An 18,987-nucleotide genomic window follows, 5' to 3' on the forward strand; every position below is an offset into this window, starting at 1 on the left:
TTTACGAAAAACAGCAAATAAATATTTCTAAATTTGCGTATGATATTTCAGCAAAAAATCAAGATAATAATTCTTCTATTTCTGGCTGTTCTCAATTGGCCGGGAATTTCACACGCACAGCATCAAAACTCCAAATTGCCTGAATCGCTGAAAAGTGTTAGCGATCTGCTGGACTCTGCTGCTTTGTATGCAGAAAATAATCCTAAAAAAGCTGAGCCTTTTGCCATTGAAGCATACAAGCTTTCTGAAATTGAAAATGATACGGTTGGAATGTCCGAAGCATTGCGGCTCTTTGGAGTTGGAAGTCAGTTTCTGCATGATGAAGACACCACGACAAATGCGTTTTTAAGATCGATTGAGTTGGCTGGGAATACATTTCCTTGCCAGCGAGCAAAAAGCATACTTGCCTATGCTGATTTTCTCCGAAAAGGTGAAGGTGCCGAAAAGGCTTTGAAACTACTTACTCCAAATGCGGGCAAACTCTTTTCGTGTGGCCAGGTGAAAGATTTCATGTATAATGTTTATGTAATTGGGTTGACCTATGAAAAGCTGGGGCAGGATACAAATGCTGTATTTGCTTTCAATACATTACTGAATATAGCTGTAAATCAACAAGACTATTTTTTCCAGTTTAAGGCATACAACAGCCTACTCATTGTGTTTCTAAAGCTCAACAAAAATCCGGAATATCTTTTTCAGGCCATGATGATTGCGGCTGATAAGAGCAAAAATCCGGACTTTCAGGCGGTTGGCTGGAACAATATGGCAAAATTCTATATAAAGAGTGGTGACACAACGAGAGCCGAATATTGTTTTGATAAATCGATTATTAAATCGCTGGAGACCAGAAATGACGAGAATATTGCACATATTAGTCTGAACATCAGCATGCATTATATCCGGCGCGGCAATTACCAGAAAGCCATCCCCTTATTTCGGATGGCGGAGGAGCGAAAACAATACATAATCCAGGATAACTGGCTTGGGGTTTTCGATGGAATAAAAGCGAAAATTCAGATGCATCAGGGCAATTATGCGGAAGCGGAGGAAAATATTCTGAGTTCACTTTCCCATTTTGAAACAGTGAACAACTATCAAATGCTCATTGAATTCAACAGCTTTGCCGCAGAGATTTTCAGCGCACTGGGGAAATACGACCGTGCCTATTTTTATCAGTCACAAGTATTGAAATACAGGGATTTGTTCAGGTCGAAAGCCGGAGATTCTGTTGAAAACAATTTGTATTATAAGGTTTTACTTGATCTTGAACAAACGAAGGCAAAAACCATTGTTCTGGAAAATGAAAATCTTGTAAAACAGCGACGTATTTTCTTTTTGTTGATTTCTGTTGCGATCATAGTTCTATTGTTGGCAATACTGTTTATCTATTTTTCTTCGAATCGCTATCGCCGGCGCATTCTGCATTCGGAGCAGCAAAAAGAAACTTTGCTTGCCGCCCGTATCAGGCTAACAGCTGAATTGAATACAAAAAACAAGGAAATCGCCAGTTTCGTTCTTAATCAGGCCATGGTGAACGAAACGGCTGGAGATGTTATAACTCAGATGCGCCAACTTGGGAGTAAGAGTCCGCGTGAGACGCAGAAGAAACTGTATGAGCTTGCTTCGCAATTGTCAACTTCGCAGAATAAAAACATCTGGAAAGAATTCGACCATTATTTTTCGCTTGTGAATCCCGATTTCTTTTCAAAGCTTACGCAAGCTCACACAGGACTCACATCGCGCGATTTGCGCTATTGTGCGCTCATCAGCCTGCAGTTGAGCTCTAAGGAAATGGCGTTGATTACCGGAATGACACTTCAAAGCATTCATGTGCTTCGTTCGAGATTACGTCAAAAACTTGCCGTTGACCGCGACGAAGATCTTGGAGTCTATTTGTCACAATACTCCGATGCGCAGGTGAAATAAGCAAAAAAAAGGCTGTCGTATCCGACAGCCCTCTAAACAACCAAATTATTTCACCAGGGTAACTCTACCCCAGAATTTTCTCCAAAGCTTATCGGCATATTGTACTTCAATGAAGTAGGTATAAACACCAGGGTGAGCAAAATCTCCATTGTATTTGCCATCCCAGCCTGTATAAAAATCACTGGATTCGAACATAATCTTGCCCCAACGATCGTAGATACGCATAGTAAAAGTATTGTCGCCCATTCCGGCGCCAATGCCTGATGGCACGAAAATATCGTTTAACCCATCTTCGTTATAGGGCGAAAACGCATTGGGTACGTAAAACGCGATATCCTGAAAAACACTGATGATTGTATATGCAGAATCAGCGCAAAAACCATTGTCCACAACCATCCAGACAATGTATTCACCAGTGGCTCCATATGAGTGAGAAGGATTAGGCAGGTTAGAATAATTGGTGTAAGAGCTTGGTTCACCGAAGTCCCAGTACCAATTCGAAGCACCAGTTGACATATCTGTAAATCCGACCATGGGATTCATGAGATTCAGTGTTGTGGAGTCCGGCTTAAATGCTGCAAGGGGCACATCGTAGGCGGTAATTAAACCGGGAAAAACAATGGAGCCCGGACAACCGTGAACTGAAACAACATTGAGAGAAATATCGTACTGGCCGGAATTCGAAAATACATGAATGGGCGAGTCAGCGTTGCTGGTGTTTTGCGCACCTGATGCAGGATCGCCGAAATTCCATTCATAAGCATTTGCATTTGGTGTGATGCTGGGGTTGAAATCCACAACAAGCGGAATGCAGCCTTTTTCAGGAACAGGAGATACCGTGATTGCAGGCGTAGGGAAAATATCGATGGTAACAGAAGAAGAACCAGTACATCCAAGCGTGCTTGTCCCTGTTACAACATAGGTAGTTGTTGTTTCAGGTGTTGCAATAACAGAAGCAGTGCTGTCGGAGTTGAGTGTTGGATCGCTGGCCCAGGCATAGGTCGCTCCGCCCGACGCTGTGAGTGTTACACTGCTGTCGGGGCATACCGATGCATTGGGTGATGAAACCGTAACAATTATATTCGAATTTACAGTAACAGTTTGAGTCTCTGTATTGGTACAGAATCCATCAGTGCTGGTCAACGTTATTGTATAGGTGCCGGCAGTAGGCCATGTAACTTCGTAAGGACCTGAGCCCGAGCCGGAAACAACAGTGCCGCCATTGAAGTTGTATGCATATGTTACAGTTGCGCTGTTGGTGCCTGTAAAATTAATTGTTGAAGGATAGTTAATACAAACCGGGGATTCAGCCACAAAATCAGCTGAAGGAGTTGGGATCACATTAACGTTTAAAGTATCAGTAAAATAATTACCCAACGAATCGAAAATAAATATGATGTATTCAGTGGTATCGGTTGGGGTAACTGTTTGTGTAAGTGTGTTGGTGGGGCCGTTCGACCAGAAAATATTCTGGGATTGGGGGCAAACGATTTGTACTTCATCAACTCCCCAATGGTCGTAATAATTTGTTGAAGTTGTATCCTGATACCATCTGATTTTAGTTGCAGAGCTAAATGCAACAGAAGGAACAGCCATTTGATATTGGTTCCATGTGTACAACGGACCTGAAGCAGAACTACTTGGTGTCCAGTATTGTATGTCATTCCATGATGAATAAGGTGGAAGCGAATACTGTAGATGCACTCCTTCCAGTGGTAAATCGGGGTCTTCGCAATCGGTTGTGTTTTCATCAGCGGCATACCTCATTTGCCATGACAAATTACATCCATTAAAAAGTTGAAATGGAACAGTTTCAAGAGATCGGGGCATACTTACAAAGTGGCCTATCCAGCAGTGAATTCCAGAACCAGGCAACCCTGGCCCACAAGGATTTGTGAACATTGGGTTCGCATTCGAACTCCAGCCGGAACCAATAGTCCCTGTATTGAATGAATTATTCATCAGGTAGCTGCATGTAGCGAAAGCCTCAAGGTTTACAGATTGCCCTAAGCAAATTGTTGTATCTGCGGAGGGAGATGTAAACTCGGCAAAGCATTGGGATTTTGCCTCATGAGAACTGAAAACCATCAGCAAAATCGATAGTAGCGCAAAAAGAATATTATTTTTCATATCGACTGATGTTAATGTTGATTAGCTCAAACTTTGTCATTTCTGGTTTGTCATCATAGTTTAAAAAACGGCTGAAAAACATTAAAGCAGAATAATATCCGGATTTGTTGTCACAAGATCCTTCGAGCAATTCGCCTCCCATTAGCACAATCTGGTGATTATTTTCGGGGCGAACCGGTAAGCGTGTCCATAATTCAGCATTATACCATAATAGCAAATCCCACGAAATTGTCAAATCGTATTGCGTTGTGTTGATGATTTTCAGGAGAATCATTTCCTGAAAAATACCATCCTGTGGCCGGTTGCAATCAGATTTTTTAACGTATATAAGTATTCCGTTCTGGTCATGCATCTGCTGCCATTCAGTAGTCAGTTTTTCGTAGTTCGCGGACAAAGAATTGGTAGAAGCATTCTGGCTATAACTCAAGAGAGGAACTAGGAAAAATGCAAGCAATAACGTTCTCATATTTAAGCTTTTTGCAAATTTAATCATTTTTTGACCTTTTTCCTATAGCCACTGATTATTATCACTTAATATAACATAACAACAGCAGCTATTTATCACGGAAACAGAACTTTGACTGCCTAAGTGAGTGAAAAGTCAAAACAGGTACGTGCAATAAGTTATTTCAGCGGATTGTATTTTTGACAAGAGGGTTTGCATTCTTTTCACTACATAATGAGGAGACAGATATAGTTTTAGAAATTTGCTACATAATGTCAAGCTATTTAATATCTGTCAAAAAAAACACTGAAGACAAAAACAACATTCTATTCCCGCCGCGGCGGGATAAACTCCCGTAAGCGACGCAAGAGCTGTCGGTCATGGAACTCTGCCAGCGGGCGGACAAGCTGTTGTTTTTGTAGTTGTTACGACGGTTCCATGTTTCGGCCTGTTTAGAAAACCCTCAAAGAGTTCGGAATTCTTCAAGGGTTAATTGTGGCCGAAACGGTGGAATGTCGTAACAATGAACTATTTTTAGACAATCACTTATAAAACAGCGTAATTTTTTTTGTACTTTTACGTTTGGAATACGTGTCCGGATTTTGATGTCATGAAAAAGTTTTTCTCATCATTACTTTTGCTTACTCTGTTTTGCAGCTCAGCGTTTTCAATGAATGTGAAATCGCTGGAATTGTCTTATGAAAACATCTCACAGCTAACTTACAGGGGCAACATTATCTTTTATCTGTACGATCCCAGTCCGGTAGATTCCATAGTTGAGATTTTCTGGGGCGACAGCACTTATTCTTTTCTGACTCCTTCGTCGGTAACTGATTTGCCGGGTGAGCTGAAAAAAGTTGTTTACTCCGGGACGCACACCTATTCCGGTCCTGCTACATTTACTATGTTTGTTTCCTACAAGGTAAGGAGCCTTAATGTGATTAATGTACCAATGTCGATAATCACCGATATTTATGTCGAAGCTCAACTGGTGGTCAGTCCATTCCTTGCAGGTCAGAAATCACCCGTTTTTCTTGAAAAACCAAAATTGAATGTTTGCAGAGCTACCTCCAATGTTATTGATTTTTCAACATATGATGCCGATGGCGACCATCTTGTTTATTCTTTGATTCCATGTCGTGGCGAATTTGGCGACCCCATTACCGGATACTATTATCCGACTTCATCATCGCAATTCTCAGTTGACCCGCAAACGGGCTGGCTTACCTGGAATTCTCCGACCGTAAAAGGTTTTTTCAATTACGCCGTCAAAGTTTCGAAATACCGCAATGGCGTTTTTCTGGGCTCCGTCATGCGTGATGTATTGGCAAATGTGATTGATTGTCAGATGGATTCCCCGGTTTTGACAGCTCCTTCCGACACATGTCTTATAGCCGGTACTTCTTATCATAATACAGTTACAGCCACTTACACCGGCATTGACACCATTTCGCTCACAGCCACAGGTTCGCCGCTTTTACAGGCTTCAAATCCAGCCACATTTCCACAGCCGGTGCGCGATCGCGACACCGTTACTTCTGATTTCGACTGGCAGGTTTCGTGCGAGCATGTGCGACCTCAGCCTTACAGCATGATTTTTCGTGCAGAACTCGAAGATAGCTTAAGCAACTGTGATTGCTCTTATGATTTTAATTCCGGGCAATTAACGCCATTCTATTCCAACGTATCGGTCATGTTCAATAATCCCTGTGGAAACGGATGGGATGGTTCGACTTATCTCTGGTTTGGGCCGGATTCTACTGCGCCGCGCTATCTCGCAACGCCCTCATTGGATATTAGTGCCGGTAATTACATGATCGTTTTTGATATGCGTTTCAGCGACCATACCGGAAATCCAGGAACAAACTGCGAAGGTCCCGACGAACCTGATGAAGGAATCTATCTGCAATATAGTTTGAGTGGTCTGGGCGGTCCGTGGGTAACAATGGCTTACTGGGATCCAAGCTTGTCGCCGGGCGAGGGTGGACATGTAGCGAATCTGATTGACTGGAATAATTATTCGGTTGTGGCTCCTGATGCTTCGTTGTCGCCAAATACACGATTTCGCTGGAGACAAGAGTCAGCCACCGGAAAAGATTATGATCACTGGGGTCTTGATAATATTTCAGTGTATAAAATATCGGACAAATTGACTGCTCAGGCCGAAACTGAGTTCACTATAATTGCACCGGCTCCTGAAAACCTGACTGTTTCTGCATTTGGAGATAATGCTGCTCTTCAGTGGAATAAAGAACTTTGTACAAATGCCGACGGATATAAGATTTACCGGAAGTCTGGCGCAAGCGGGTACGTGCCTTCAGGCTGTGAAACCGGGGTGCCATCGTGGACCGGATACAGTCTCATTGCCACAACAAATGATATTAACGATACAACATATACAGACGATTTTCTTGGCTTCGGATTACCGCATGGAAACGAGTATTGCTATATTGTTACGGCATGGTTTGCCAACGGAGCCGAAAGTCAGGCGTCGAATGAAGCTTGTCTGATTCTGTCGGATAATTCACCGGTAATAACCCATGTGAGCGTTACTGCGACTTCTGCAACAGCGGGAAGCATGTTTGTCGACTGGTCAAAACCCGATGATCTGGACACGCTCACTTATCCGGGACCATACAGATATGATATTTACAGAGCAAATGATTTTACCGGTATTTCCTATACTTTTCTGGAATCAAATTTTGGGCTGGATGACACAACTTTTAATGATGCAGGACTGAATACAAGCGGGATTCCGTATCATTACCGGATCGATCTGCTTTATGCTTCTGGAACTTCGGTTTACACATACTATTCATCTTCATATCCGGCTTCGTCAGTATTTCTGACCATTATTCCTTTTGATCAGAGACTTCTGCTGAAATGGGCCTTTTCAGTTCCATGGAACAACGATAGCACCGTTGTTTACAGATATAACGATCTGACATCGGTGTTTGATTCCATCGGGGTTTCGCATTCCGACCAGTATCTCGACACCGGCCTGGTGAATGGTCAGACTTATTGTTATAAAGTTGAAACCGTCGGATCGTATTCGCTTCCCGGATTTGTGAATCCGATTCGCAATTTTTCGCAGGAAACCTGTGAAGCACCAATGGACGTTGAACCTCCCTGTGCCGTTGAACTTGATGTATCGGTCAATTGCGACGAAGTGGCCAATTATCTTGTCTGGACAAACCCTCAAATTGCCTGCGGTGATGGTGATGTCGGTGGATATGAAATATATTTTTCACCAATGACCGATGGAGAATTTGTGCTGGTTGATACTATTGCTGATCCATTGATTACTACTTACATTCACACCGGGGTTACATCGGTTGCTGGTTGCTATGCCGTTGTTGCAGTCGATACATCGGGCAACAGCAGCGAATTTTCGAATATTGTTTGTGTCGACATAGATGAGTGCGATTTGTACACACTTCCAAATGTATTTACGCCGAATGGCGATGGTTTCAATGATTTCTTCATTCCATTTCCCTATGATTTCGTTGAAAAAATCGACATTAAAATATTTGACCGCTGGGGTCTGATTATGTTTACCACACAAGATCCTGATATAAACTGGGATGGAAAAAATAAGTCAACAAGCCTCGATTGCAGCGAAGGCGTCTATTATTACATTTGCGATGTATATGAAATGCGTCTGGCCGGAATCCGAAAGCGCACACTCACCGGAACGGTACATTTGTATCGAAGTAATTGATAAAAATGAAATACCTCTGCGTTCCGAAAGCTGACATCAACGAAGGGTTCAAAACTGCAACCATCAGCAGGTCAGCCATAATATGTTTCCCGGATGTGTTTTTTACTATTCCGGTGAAAGTGACCAATATTCTTGATGCATCTGAAATGCGCTTTAATGGCCAGGAAATTTACAATGAAGCGTGTAGCCTGCTGATTTCGGGCCAGCATGCGGAAGCCTATGATTATCTTGCCTCGATACTTTCAGAAGACCACACTTATTATGTGAAGATGCTGGATAAATTCAGCATTAAAGTCGGTTGGTGGATTTTCGGCAGCATTCAGTTCCGGAAAACCGGCGGCATGCGAAAGACTGCATCGGTGTTGAGCCGCGCCAAGCGCGAAGAAATGCACGAGATGTACCGGTATTATGTGCAGTAATATTTAGTTGCCAGTTGTGAGTAGTCAGTTGCCAGTAAGGCGATAGGCGTAAGGCGTAAGAAATTAGGAGTAACCTCTCAATCGCGCGGATTTGCAATCCGTGCGCCGTATTCACTGTCACGGATAACATATCCGCGCCAGTGATTGCGCCAGTGATTGTTGAACGCTAACTGCTAAAATACAATTGGCAGCACTTCCTTCATTTCTTTCACGAAATGGAATTTGATGTCGGCCAGATAGCGGTCTTCGATTTCGCTCAGGTCTTTGCGGTTTTCTTCGGAAATGATAATGGTTTTGATTCCACTGCGTCGGGCAGCAAGAATTTTTTCCTTGATTCCGCCAACTGGTAGCACTTTGCCTCGCAGTGTAATTTCACCGGTCATGGCAATATCATTTTTCACCGGTTTGTTCTGCAGCACGCTTGTCAGGGCTGTAAAAATTGTTATTCCGGCCGAAGGCCCGTCTTTGGGTGTCGCGCCTTCAGGAACGTGGATATGAACATTGTAATTATCGAGCTTCTCCGCATCAATCTTCAGTTCTTTGGCATGCGATTTCAAATACTCAAAGGCCAGGGTAGCTGATTCTTTCATCACATCGCCCAGATTTCCGGTCATGGTGAGCATCCCTTTTCCTTTGCTCAGCGTTGCTTCGACATACAGAATTTCGCCGCCAAAAACAGTCCAGGCAAGACCTGTAACAAGTCCTATTGCGGGTTTTAGCTGTGCCTTATTGCGCTGGAACGAAGGAATACCCAGAATTTTTTCAAGATGCTCCACTTTCAATGGCTCAATTTTTCTGCCCATTGCAAAGTCTGTGGCGTAGTGCCTGATTACCTTTGCAATTGTTTTTTCAAGTGCCCGCACACCAGATTCACGGGTATAATCCGAAATAATGGTGTTGATGACTTTGTCGGCAAACTTCAGTTTTGACTTTGCCATTCCGTTTTCGCCGAGTTGTTTCGGGATCAGGTGCCTTTTTGCAATCTCCAGTTTTTCCTCCTGTGTGTAACCGCTCAGGTCAATAATCTCCATGCGGTCGCGCAGTGCAGGATGAATGGTTGAAAGGTTGTTGGCCGTTGCAATGAAAAGTATTCTTGACAGGTCGTAATCGACTTCAAGGTAATTGTCGTAAAAAGTGTTGTTCTGTTCAGGGTCTAGTACTTCGAGCAAGGCTGCCTGCGGGTCGCCCTGCATGGTGTTGCCCGACACCTTGTCAATTTCGTCCAGCACAAAAACCGGATTCGACGATTTCACTTTTTTCAGACTCTGAATGATTCGTCCGGGCATGGCGCCGATATAGGTTTTGCGATGGCCGCGTAATTCAGATTCGTCGCGGAGGCCGCCGAGCGACATGCGGATGTATTTGCGTTCAAGTGAGCGGGCAACACTGCGTCCCAACGACGTTTTGCCAACCCCGGGAGGGCCAAGCAGGCACAGGATCGGCGATTTCATGTCGCCTTTCAGCTGCAGCACAGCCAGATATTCGATTATCCGCTCTTTCACTTTTTCAAGCCCGTAATGGTCTTCGTCGAGAATGACGCGGGCATGATCCAGATTCATATTGTCTTCGGTGTAATCATTCCATGGCAATTCAACCAGAAACTCCAGATAATTGAGTTGTATCGAAAACTCAGCTGCCGAAGGATTCATGCGCTTTAGCTTGGCCATTTCCTTGTCGAAAACTTCGGCAACAGTTTCTGACCATTTTTTACCGGCGGCTTTTTCCTGCAGCTCTTTGATTTCCTGCTCATGCGGAGCGCCACCCAGTTCTTCCTGAATGGTTTTGAGCTGCATATTCAGAAAATAATCGCGCTGCTGTTTATCAATATCTGTTTTTACCTTTTCGTGAATCTGTTCTTTGATTTCGAGCATTTTCAGCTCGTTGGTCAAATGACGCAGCAAATCATTTCCAAGCTGCTCCAGATCTGTCAATTCAAGCAATTTCTGCTTCTCGGTGTGCTGGATTTTCAGATTAGACGAAATCATATGCATCAGCAACCACGGGCTTTCGATGTTTTCAATCGCAATGCGTGCTTCGGCCGGAACTTCAGAACCTTCTTTCAGAATCTGCATGGCTGTTTCCTTTACCGTCGACATGAGGGTAGGGAAGAGTTTCGAATAACCTGTAAGCCGCTGCGGACGGCCGTAAGTATGCACTTTAGCAATAAAATACGGATCCGATTTCACAAAATCATCAATCTGAAAACGACTGCGGCCCTGAATAATAATGGTGACGGTGTCGTCGGGCATCTGCAACAATTTGATGATATAGGCCACTGTACCTACATTATACAAATCCATTGGTTCCGGATCTTCTACCTGGGCATCTTTCTGAGCAACAACACCGATTATGCGCTTTGCTTTGTAAACACTGCGAACCAGCTGTATCGATTTTTCACGGCCAACTGTAATTGGAATGATTACGCCCGGGAAAAGCACCGTGTTGCGCAATGGCAAAATGGGCAGTTCATCCGGAATATCTTCCTGTTGAATTGATTTTTCATCTTCCATCGACATAAGTGGAATAAAATCACCATCTGAAGATAAAGCATCACTAAACAGAATTTCTCTGAGAATATCTTTTTTATTTTTTTTCATGCTGTCAAAATGTCAATAAGCCGCCTGTTTTTTGCGGAGTGTTCCCCCTTGCCAATATAAATGCCAAAAGGAAAAATAGTTTATTTATTATGCCATTCTTCAGTGTGACTGAAAATATGGTTAAGCATATTGCGCACTGAATCAGTTAGTTGCAGACCTCTTCGAGCCATTACCCGTTCCGCCACTACCATTGCTTTTTCAAATTGAAAATCTGTCAGTTTGGCGGTACTTCCCCACGAAAACGAAGGGACGAAGTTGCGGTGGAAACCATCTCCATATAAATTACACGAGACGCCGGTAACGGTTCCCGTGTTAAACATCGTATTGATGCTGCATTTGGTATGGTCGCCCATGATAAGTCCGCAAAACTGCAGGCCTGTCGAAGCAAACCCTTTCTTCACATAGCTCCAGAGTTTGACTTCTTCGTAGGTGTTTTTCAGATTGCTGTTGTTGGTATCGGCTCCAAGGTTGCACCATTCTCCGATGACCGAATTGCCGAGAAATCCATCATGGGCTTTGTTCGAATAGCCCAGAAAAACTGAGTTGTTCACTTCGCCGCCGACTTTGCAATGCGGTCCGATGATGGTTGGTCCGTAGATTTTCGAACTCATTTTCAGCGTCGAGTGTTCGCCAAGCGCGAAAGGTCCGCGGATGACACAATTTTCCATCACTTCGGTGTCTTTGCCAATGTAAATTGGGCCTGAGGAGGCGTTCAGAATAGAGAATTCGACAACAGCACCTTCTTCAATAAATATATTTTCCGGATTCACATAGCGGTTCGAGGCGTGCAGGGGAGCGCTTTTCCGATCTTTTGTCAGAAATAAAAAATCATCTTTCAACAGATCTCCGGCCATTGAAAACAAATCCCAGGGATTCGTAATGGCAGTATGCGTACGGATTGTTTCGATTGACTGAGGCCTCAGTTGGGAGAGATCGAGATATTCCGAAAATAACAATAACCCCTGAACCTGTGATTCCGACAGGCGTGCCGCCAGAATATTATTGTCAGCATCAGTCAAAACGCTGTTTTCTTTCAGCTGCAGAATAGCGCTGACCATTTGCTGATCGGGGATGATGGATCCGTCGATCAAAATATTATCGGCTGATACTGTAACCGGGAACACCGGTTTGATGTAATCAGGAGCCAGACACGAAACGGAGTTCGGGAACCAGCGTTGCCATTTTTCGAAAACAGTGGTAATACCAGCTCGCAGTTCTGCCACCGGGCGGGTGAAAGTCAGCGGCAACAGATGCATACGGGTGAAACTGTCGAACAGGATGATATTCATGCCGTAAAAATAATAAAAAAAGCCCTGTTGAGAGGGCTTTTACAGTATTTTGAAACAGACAAATTATTTGCTTTCGCCTTTTTGTTCGTAATGTTTCTGGTAGCGGCTTTTAAATTTATCAACACGGCCGGCAGTGTCAACCAGTTTCATTTTTCCGGTGAAGAACGGATGAGAAGTGTGTGAGATTTCGAGTTTCACGAGCGGATATTCTTTTCCGTCTTCCCAAACGATGGTATCTTTTGTATTAACCGTTGAACGGGTCATGAAAGAATAATCGTTTGATGTATCTTTGAATACAACGAATCTGTAGCTCTCGGGATGAATACCTTTTTTCATATCCTTATTTATTTGGGAGTGCAAAATTAGAAAAAATTTCTGAATAAACAAAATTGTCGGAAAATATTTTTCAAATCAGTCCTTAGGGCATGCGGCATGCGGCACAACGCAGAAAGGTCGGGCGCACGTCTTCCCGACGATTCCACGTCAGCAATGCAGTGTTGTCAACCCCTTCAAGCTGACGGTAGAATGTCGGGGAGCACCCCAGATACCTTCTTCATTCATCAATTTCATTCATTTTCTGAAACGGTATGGCTGTAATACCATTGCTGCGTTTCTGTATTGTATCTCCACCATAAACGATGTAGCCGCTTTCCGTATTTGAAAGTTTGTTCCAGAACTGGATTCCTTTGAAAAAATCACCTGATATTGTTTGTGATGATTTGATTTCAACAGGTGTTTTCTTGTCACTATTAACCAATAACAAATCTATTTCGTTTCCGGTATTGTCGCGCCAGAAATACAAATTACTTTCCTTGCCAGCATTATATCTACGTTTCAGGAAGTCTATTATGACAGCGTTTTCGAACAGACTGCCCCGTAGCGGGTGAGTTTTCAACTGCGTTTCGTTTTCGATCCCCAGCAGGCTGCAGACAAGTCCGGTGTCGTAAAAATAGAGTTTTGGCATTTTTACAACACGTTTGTTGAAATTCTCGTGATAGGGTCTGAGTCTGAAAACAATAAAACTTGTTTCAAGCACACTTATCCACGCTCCGATTGTTTTAACATCCACGCCGACATCGTTTGAGACGCTGCTCATGTTCAGCAATTGTCCTGTCCGGCCGGCCAGCAGGTGCAGAAATTTTTCAAACGTATATAAATCGGAAATGTTTCTGATTAGTCTTACATCCCGTTCAACGTAGGTACGGATATAATTCTGATAGAATTTGAGGTGGTCCGTATCAGAGCTGTAGATGGCTGGATAACAACCTTTCAGCAAAAGACCGTTGACGTTGGAATAGTCTCCGATTTCACCATAACTCAATGGCAGCAAAAACAAATAAGCCACCCTGCCGGCCAGGCTCTGTGATATATTCTCCTGCAAAAGAAAATTGTTCGATCCGGTGAGAATAAACCTTCCATTCTGTTTGCTGTCGTCAAGTATTTGTTGCAGGTACGAGAAAATTTCCGGTACACGCTGAACCTCATCCAGTATTGCACCCTCGGGATAGCTATTCAAAAAGCCCCTGGGATCTTCAATGGCGAAGCGGCGCGTGTCTGGGTTTTCAAGGTTTACATAAGGCTTATCGGCAAACACTTTTTTCACCAGCGTTGTTTTACCCGATTGCCGCGGGCCAGTCACTGCAACAGCCTTGAATTGTTTCGATAAGGCAATGAGTTCTTTTTCAGAATGACGGATTATCATGATACAAATTTACAAATATGGAATTGAATTCCAAAATTGTAAAGACAATTAATTTCAGTAATAAATGTTAAATTTGGGTCGCCTTTATCCGAAATGGCTTCATGCCCAAAAAAAAACATGAAACCGCGTCGGAAGGGGGGGGGGAGTAGTATGGGTGCGTAATCTAGCGTCCCATTTGGTGTTCCAAAATAGAAAACTCATGTTCAGCACACATCAAATTTATTACACAGCACACTACTCAAATTTCCCAACCATCAAAAATTCAAAAATTTCAAAACTTTCCCATGTATTATAACAAAACCCCGCTGGTGGGCGGGGCGATGTTGTATTGAGCTATTAGGATTTATCGGGGATGGTGCAAGGCAGCATTGCAAGCCATTGCAATGACTACCAATTATTCTCATCTTCAATAATAAACTCGTGATAATAAGTCCAATTTGTGTCGATAAATACTCCTTGCGTAGAATCAAATTTATTACTCGAATACACAAACCATTCATATTGAAAATTATATCTGGGTTTCAGCAAGTATTTGATAATAATATTTCCATTTGCTATTTCAACATCAATAAAATCTACTTTATTTGAAAGCAAATAATTTTTATTAGCTACAGCACTATCTTGGATTGGTCGATAAAATTGATACATTGCATCATCATAAATAATTGATTGAAGTTTCAGATTTTGATTTTTATCACATGATGATTCTTGAAGTTTTTTTACCAATAAATAATTTATTAATACGATACTGTCATTTTTTAAATTTTCCCAACGTTTTAAAATATAAGACAAATGATATGGGTTTTCTTTTATGAGTTTTGTACGTACAATTGAGTCAACTTCGGAGAGTGTCAACCCACAATGATTTTCAGAATACCATTTTTCCCATCGGTCAATATCGGCATTCATCTCTTTTTTGCTTTTCCAGTAAGCTTCTCCTGTTGTCCATTCAATATCAATATTTGGAGGTATTCCTGTCAAACAGTCAAGATATGTTAGAGACTTTACATAACGGGAAAGAAAATTTCTGTCATCTGATTTTACAGATTTTATACAAAACTCAAATCTGTCTTTAAGTTTCTTGTCTTCTTCACAATTTCGGTTACAGGCTGTCATCGAAAACACAAGAAGAATTCCGATTATTACAAATGGTTTCATATTTTCACTTGCCTTTCACTTCAGTTATTACTGGGGTAGATACCCGACTTTGCTTAACAGAAAAATTCTCTCCTGTTGTATACTCGATATCTGTTACTGTCCCATCATCCTTTTCTGTTTGGAATAATGGATTATCCCAGTTCCCACCCTTATCTGTTCTTGTATTATTGTTAACATTATTTTCTGCATCAACGCCCCAGCCAATATGAGCCTGCTGTTGTGTGTTGTCTTCAAGTTGCATTGCAAATTGCTCAACTAACTCATGAGCCAACTTCCCAATTTGTGTAAAACCTTCAGATATAAAATATCCCTTAAACACTTTCTCATTATAAGAAAATTCGAATGGACCAGTGGGATTAAAGCACTTAATATCATACATATCTATTTCTGCAGTTGTAGCTTTCCCAACATCGACATTTTCTTTGTCGTATACAATTCTCGCTTTCATAACCCTCGTATCGGTAACCAATTTATTCATTTCCTCATAGAAAGCTTTGCCATTTGGAGTCATATCATCGACATTTCCTGGGAAATCTTTGTTGGTTCCAATTACCACCTCATATTGCCCATTTCCAACTGCTTTTAACCCAACGGCAAATTGACCTTCCAAGCCCATATTCATTACTTCTAAATAGGAATCAATAGCCTTTTGGCTATCAAAAGACACATAAATCTTTTTACCATCCCTATCGACAAACAAAATTGGAGAATTTGCTGCGAAGCAATATGGTGATAAATCAGGATAATCTTTAAATAACGGATCCACACTCATCCACCTGCCTAACCTCGAATCATAAATCCGCGCACCAAAATCAACACTATTTCCAGTTCCTTTCACCTCATTGTCGTTCTCTTTGCCGTTGAATCCGAAACTGTAGTTGTCCGATGAGTATTTAATATCCGCTTTATCAGAAGCAAGGCTCAGTCTCATTTTACAGCTTTTTGCCCTTCAACGTGCGCTTGAACGAAACAATGTATTGTTCAAAGGCCGGCTCGAGTTTTTCGATCAGATTGTAATAGGCATGCATCAATGCTTCGCCGTCTGGCGATAGGGTGGTGATGCCACCGTCTTTGCCGCCGCGGGTTTTTACAAATAGTTGAAAACCCAGCGCTGTCTCGCAATTGCGGATCATATCCCAGGCCTTGCGATAGCTGATTTTCATCTCTTTGGCTGCACTGCTGATCGACCGGTTTTTTTCGATCGAAAGCAACAATGCCCACATTTCCGGAGAAACAATGTTTCCGTGCTCTTTGTCGGCCAGCCAGAAGGAAAAGCCGACATAAATATTATCGTATTTCATTGAACCGGTCGTATTGCTACGATCAAATATACTGACAGCGGTAGGAACATGGGGCGCTTACACGCATTTTGAACTTGTTGTCTTTTTCAATGCGGAATGATTCAAATGGTTTGTACATTTTGAATTCGGTTTCACCGGGAAGCATGGCTTCGATTTCGCCGCATACAACGGTCATTATTTCAATAGAGGCTGTGCCAAACTCATAGTTGCCGGGCTCAATAACTCCAACAGTGAAGTTGCCATCTTTGTTTTCAACGGCCATCGATTTCACTGCCCCGTCGTAATATTCATTTACCTTAATCATAGTAAGTAGTGTTTGCTGCAAATATCGGAATTGTTTCTTTAATGGCAAAAAAATGCAAATATAAATCCGCGCAAAGCTTGCAAGTATTTACTTGAATCCCAGTTACACAGAGTTTCCCGGAGTTTTACACAGAGGCGCACGGAGTTTGATTATCTTAAAAAGCCGTTTGCTGTGCACAAACACAACTCTGTTGTGTTTGATCAATTACAGCCAGATGAATTTGCAAGCGAGCTTGCAAATTCATCTGGCTGTAATTTACAACGGCTTTTGCGTTGCCCTGATATAGAAACATTTAGACTTCATGAAGCATATTAATAAATAAAGTACATCCATTTCCAACAAAAATTACTTTCAGAAATATCATAAAGAAAATGCACAAAAGCCATTTGCACCGCGCAAACACAACACTGTTGTGTTTGATTATTTGCTGTGGGTTGATTTTGCAAACCTGTTTGCGAAATTCAATCTGCAGCAAATGATAATGGCTTTTGTATAGCAGGATCTAAACTCTGTGCGCCTCTGTGTGCCCTCTGCGCAACTCTGTGTAATAAAAGTACCGGAATATTTTATGTTTTTTGACACATTCGGAGCTTACCCTGATCTTTTTTTAAAAAATTTTCAGATTGCAAGTGGCTGAATATCAGTCAAAAGCAAAACAATTCAATTTATTTTCATCCGGGCGTAAGGGTAAGGGTACCGGGTTGGTGTAATACCAGTGAAAACCGAAACAAACAAACAAAACAACAATAACAACTTAAAAACTTAAAGCCATGAAAACTCCAAAATTCCTCCTCGCCGCCCTGATGATCTTCTCCGTAGTTGCAACAAGCTGCCAGAAAGACGAAGACATCGAAAAACCAAATGAAGTCAACCGTACAGCTGTTGACAATGCCAAAGCCGAAAATTCTTTTGCTGATTTGTTCAAACAAGCAAGCGACGGAATGATGCAGGCCAGCGAAACAGTAACCGGAAACCACGCCATGTATTCTTCCTTAAGCGGAACCGCTACACTCACCATTGATCCTTATGATATGACAACTTTCCCTAAAACAGTAACCCTTGATTTCGGCTCAGCCAATGTGCTTTGCAACGACGGCAACTACCGCAGAGGCAAAATAGTAATGGTGGCCACCGGATGGTATCACGACAGCCTCTCAGTTATTACGGTAACTCCCGACAGCTACTATGTAAACGACAATCTGGTTGAAGGAATCGAATCGTTCACCTGCAACGGACACAATGCAGCCGGCCACATGAATCACGATGTTTATATTGACGGAACGGTGACAGGCATTGACGGAAGCATGATCAGCTATCATTCAGAGCGCAATTACGAATGGATCGAAGGCGAACTCACCACTTTAAATCCCTGGGACGATGTGTATCTGATTCATGGCACAGCAAACGGAACCAATATCTACGGCGAAGATTACACAATGACCATCACTTCTCCGTTGCGAGTTCAGGCCGGATGCCGCTGGATCACCGAAGGAATACTTGTTATCGAAAGCAATGGAAACCAGATGACTGTTGACTATGGAGATGGAAATTGCGATGGAACGGTGACTGTGACTGTCAATGGGAATTACTACCTTATCAACGTATAGATTAATTCTAAAAAAATCCTCCGAAGACCACCCCTATGGGTGGTTTTTTTATGGATGTAATTGCTTTTGTAAAGACATCCAGCAAAACGCATTTTGCAACCTAAATAAAAAATGACACAAAAGCTGCTGTCACGCTGAGCCCCGCCGCTGTCATGCTGAGCCCTGCTACTGTCACTCTGAGCGGAGTCGAAGAGTCGACAGCAGGATAAACTCCGTAGCACGAACAGCAGGATAAACTCCGTCGAAAACGAATGCGAAAAGTTTTTTTGCAACAAAAATCAACTTTAGACAGCGTCTAAATCACTGTGTTTTTCGGACAAGCAGACATTGTTTTACACATTACTTATCAATTTTGTATTGCTAAAAATGCTTTTTTAAAGAAACAATC

At 42.4% G+C, this 18,987-nt stretch carries 14 protein-coding genes; 4 read left to right on the forward strand and 10 right to left on the reverse strand.

The features are described 5' to 3' along the window. Window positions 1-39: 39 nt before the first annotated feature. A complete protein-coding gene (locus A2W93_03285; protein ID OFY53683.1) occupies window positions 40-1,926 on the forward strand; it encodes a hypothetical protein in 1,887 nt (628 codons plus the stop codon). Window positions 1,927-1,971: 45 nt separating this feature from the next. Here A2W93_03285 and A2W93_03290 read toward each other — a convergent pair whose 3' ends face one another. Beyond that, complete coding sequence (locus tag A2W93_03290) at window positions 1,972-4,056, reverse strand: hypothetical protein (protein ID OFY53684.1); 2,085 nt, start codon at window positions 4,054-4,056, stop codon at window positions 1,972-1,974. After that, on the reverse strand, window positions 4,046-4,522 hold the full coding sequence (locus A2W93_03295) for a hypothetical protein (protein ID OFY53685.1): 477 nt from the start codon (window positions 4,520-4,522) through the stop codon (window positions 4,046-4,048). Before A2W93_03295 ends, A2W93_03290 begins: the two co-directional genes overlap by 11 nt. 649 nt (window positions 4,523-5,171) lie before the next feature. Between A2W93_03295 and A2W93_03300 the strand changes: the two genes are divergently transcribed. Both A2W93_03300 and A2W93_03305 read left to right on the forward strand, forming a co-directional pair. Next, window positions 5,172-8,222 (forward strand): hypothetical protein, encoded by a 3,051-nt coding sequence (locus tag A2W93_03300; GenBank protein ID OFY53686.1) that lies wholly within the window; start codon window positions 5,172-5,174, stop codon window positions 8,220-8,222. 5 nt (window positions 8,223-8,227) lie between these two features. Next, window positions 8,228-8,641, forward strand: coding sequence for a hypothetical protein (locus tag A2W93_03305; protein OFY53687.1), 414 nt, complete (start codon window positions 8,228-8,230; stop codon window positions 8,639-8,641). A gap of 173 nt (window positions 8,642-8,814) precedes the next feature. On the opposite strand, the gene A2W93_03310 is transcribed toward A2W93_03305, so the two are convergent. The 8 genes from A2W93_03310 to A2W93_03345 form a co-directional block, all read right to left on the reverse strand. After that, entirely contained in the window at window positions 8,815-11,238 is a 2,424-nt protein-coding gene (locus tag A2W93_03310) for an endopeptidase La (protein OFY53688.1), read from the reverse strand. A gap of 80 nt (window positions 11,239-11,318) precedes the next feature. Continuing rightward, the gene (locus A2W93_03315) at window positions 11,319-12,527 is read right to left on the reverse strand and encodes a glucose-1-phosphate thymidylyltransferase (GenBank protein ID OFY53689.1); all 1,209 of its coding nucleotides are present in this window, start codon (window positions 12,525-12,527) and stop codon (window positions 11,319-11,321) included. Between the two features lie 63 nt (window positions 12,528-12,590). Next, on the reverse strand, window positions 12,591-12,863 hold the full coding sequence (locus A2W93_03320) for a 50S ribosomal protein L31 (GenBank protein OFY53690.1): 273 nt from the start codon (window positions 12,861-12,863) through the stop codon (window positions 12,591-12,593). A 217-nt stretch (window positions 12,864-13,080) separates the two neighbouring features. Then, window positions 13,081-14,229, reverse strand: coding sequence for an AAA family ATPase (locus tag A2W93_03325; protein ID OFY53691.1), 1,149 nt, complete (start codon window positions 14,227-14,229; stop codon window positions 13,081-13,083). Window positions 14,230-14,616: 387 nt separating this feature from the next. Next, window positions 14,617-15,345 (reverse strand): hypothetical protein, encoded by a 729-nt coding sequence (locus A2W93_03330; protein ID OFY53692.1) that lies wholly within the window; start codon window positions 15,343-15,345, stop codon window positions 14,617-14,619. A gap of 46 nt (window positions 15,346-15,391) precedes the next feature. After that, window positions 15,392-16,318 carry a hypothetical protein gene (locus A2W93_03335; protein OFY53693.1) on the reverse strand — a complete coding sequence of 309 codons (927 nt, stop codon included), beginning with the start codon at window positions 16,316-16,318 and terminating at the stop codon, window positions 15,392-15,394. Window position 16,319: 1 nt separating this feature from the next. Then, on the reverse strand, window positions 16,320-16,610 hold the full coding sequence (locus A2W93_03340) for a hypothetical protein (GenBank protein ID OFY53741.1): 291 nt from the start codon (window positions 16,608-16,610) through the stop codon (window positions 16,320-16,322). 100 nt (window positions 16,611-16,710) lie between these two features. Continuing rightward, on the reverse strand, window positions 16,711-16,992 hold the full coding sequence (locus A2W93_03345; GenBank protein OFY53694.1) for a hypothetical protein: 282 nt from the start codon (window positions 16,990-16,992) through the stop codon (window positions 16,711-16,713). A gap of 770 nt (window positions 16,993-17,762) precedes the next feature. Here A2W93_03345 and A2W93_03350 point away from each other — a divergent pair. After that, window positions 17,763-18,599, forward strand: a complete 837-nt coding sequence (locus tag A2W93_03350) for a hypothetical protein (GenBank protein OFY53695.1) — start codon at window positions 17,763-17,765, stop codon at window positions 18,597-18,599. Window positions 18,600-18,987: the final 388 nt, after the last annotated feature.

This window comes from Bacteroidetes bacterium GWF2_43_63, assembly GCA_001769275.1.
Lineage (GTDB): Bacteria > Bacteroidota > Bacteroidia > Bacteroidales > DTU049 > GWF2-43-63.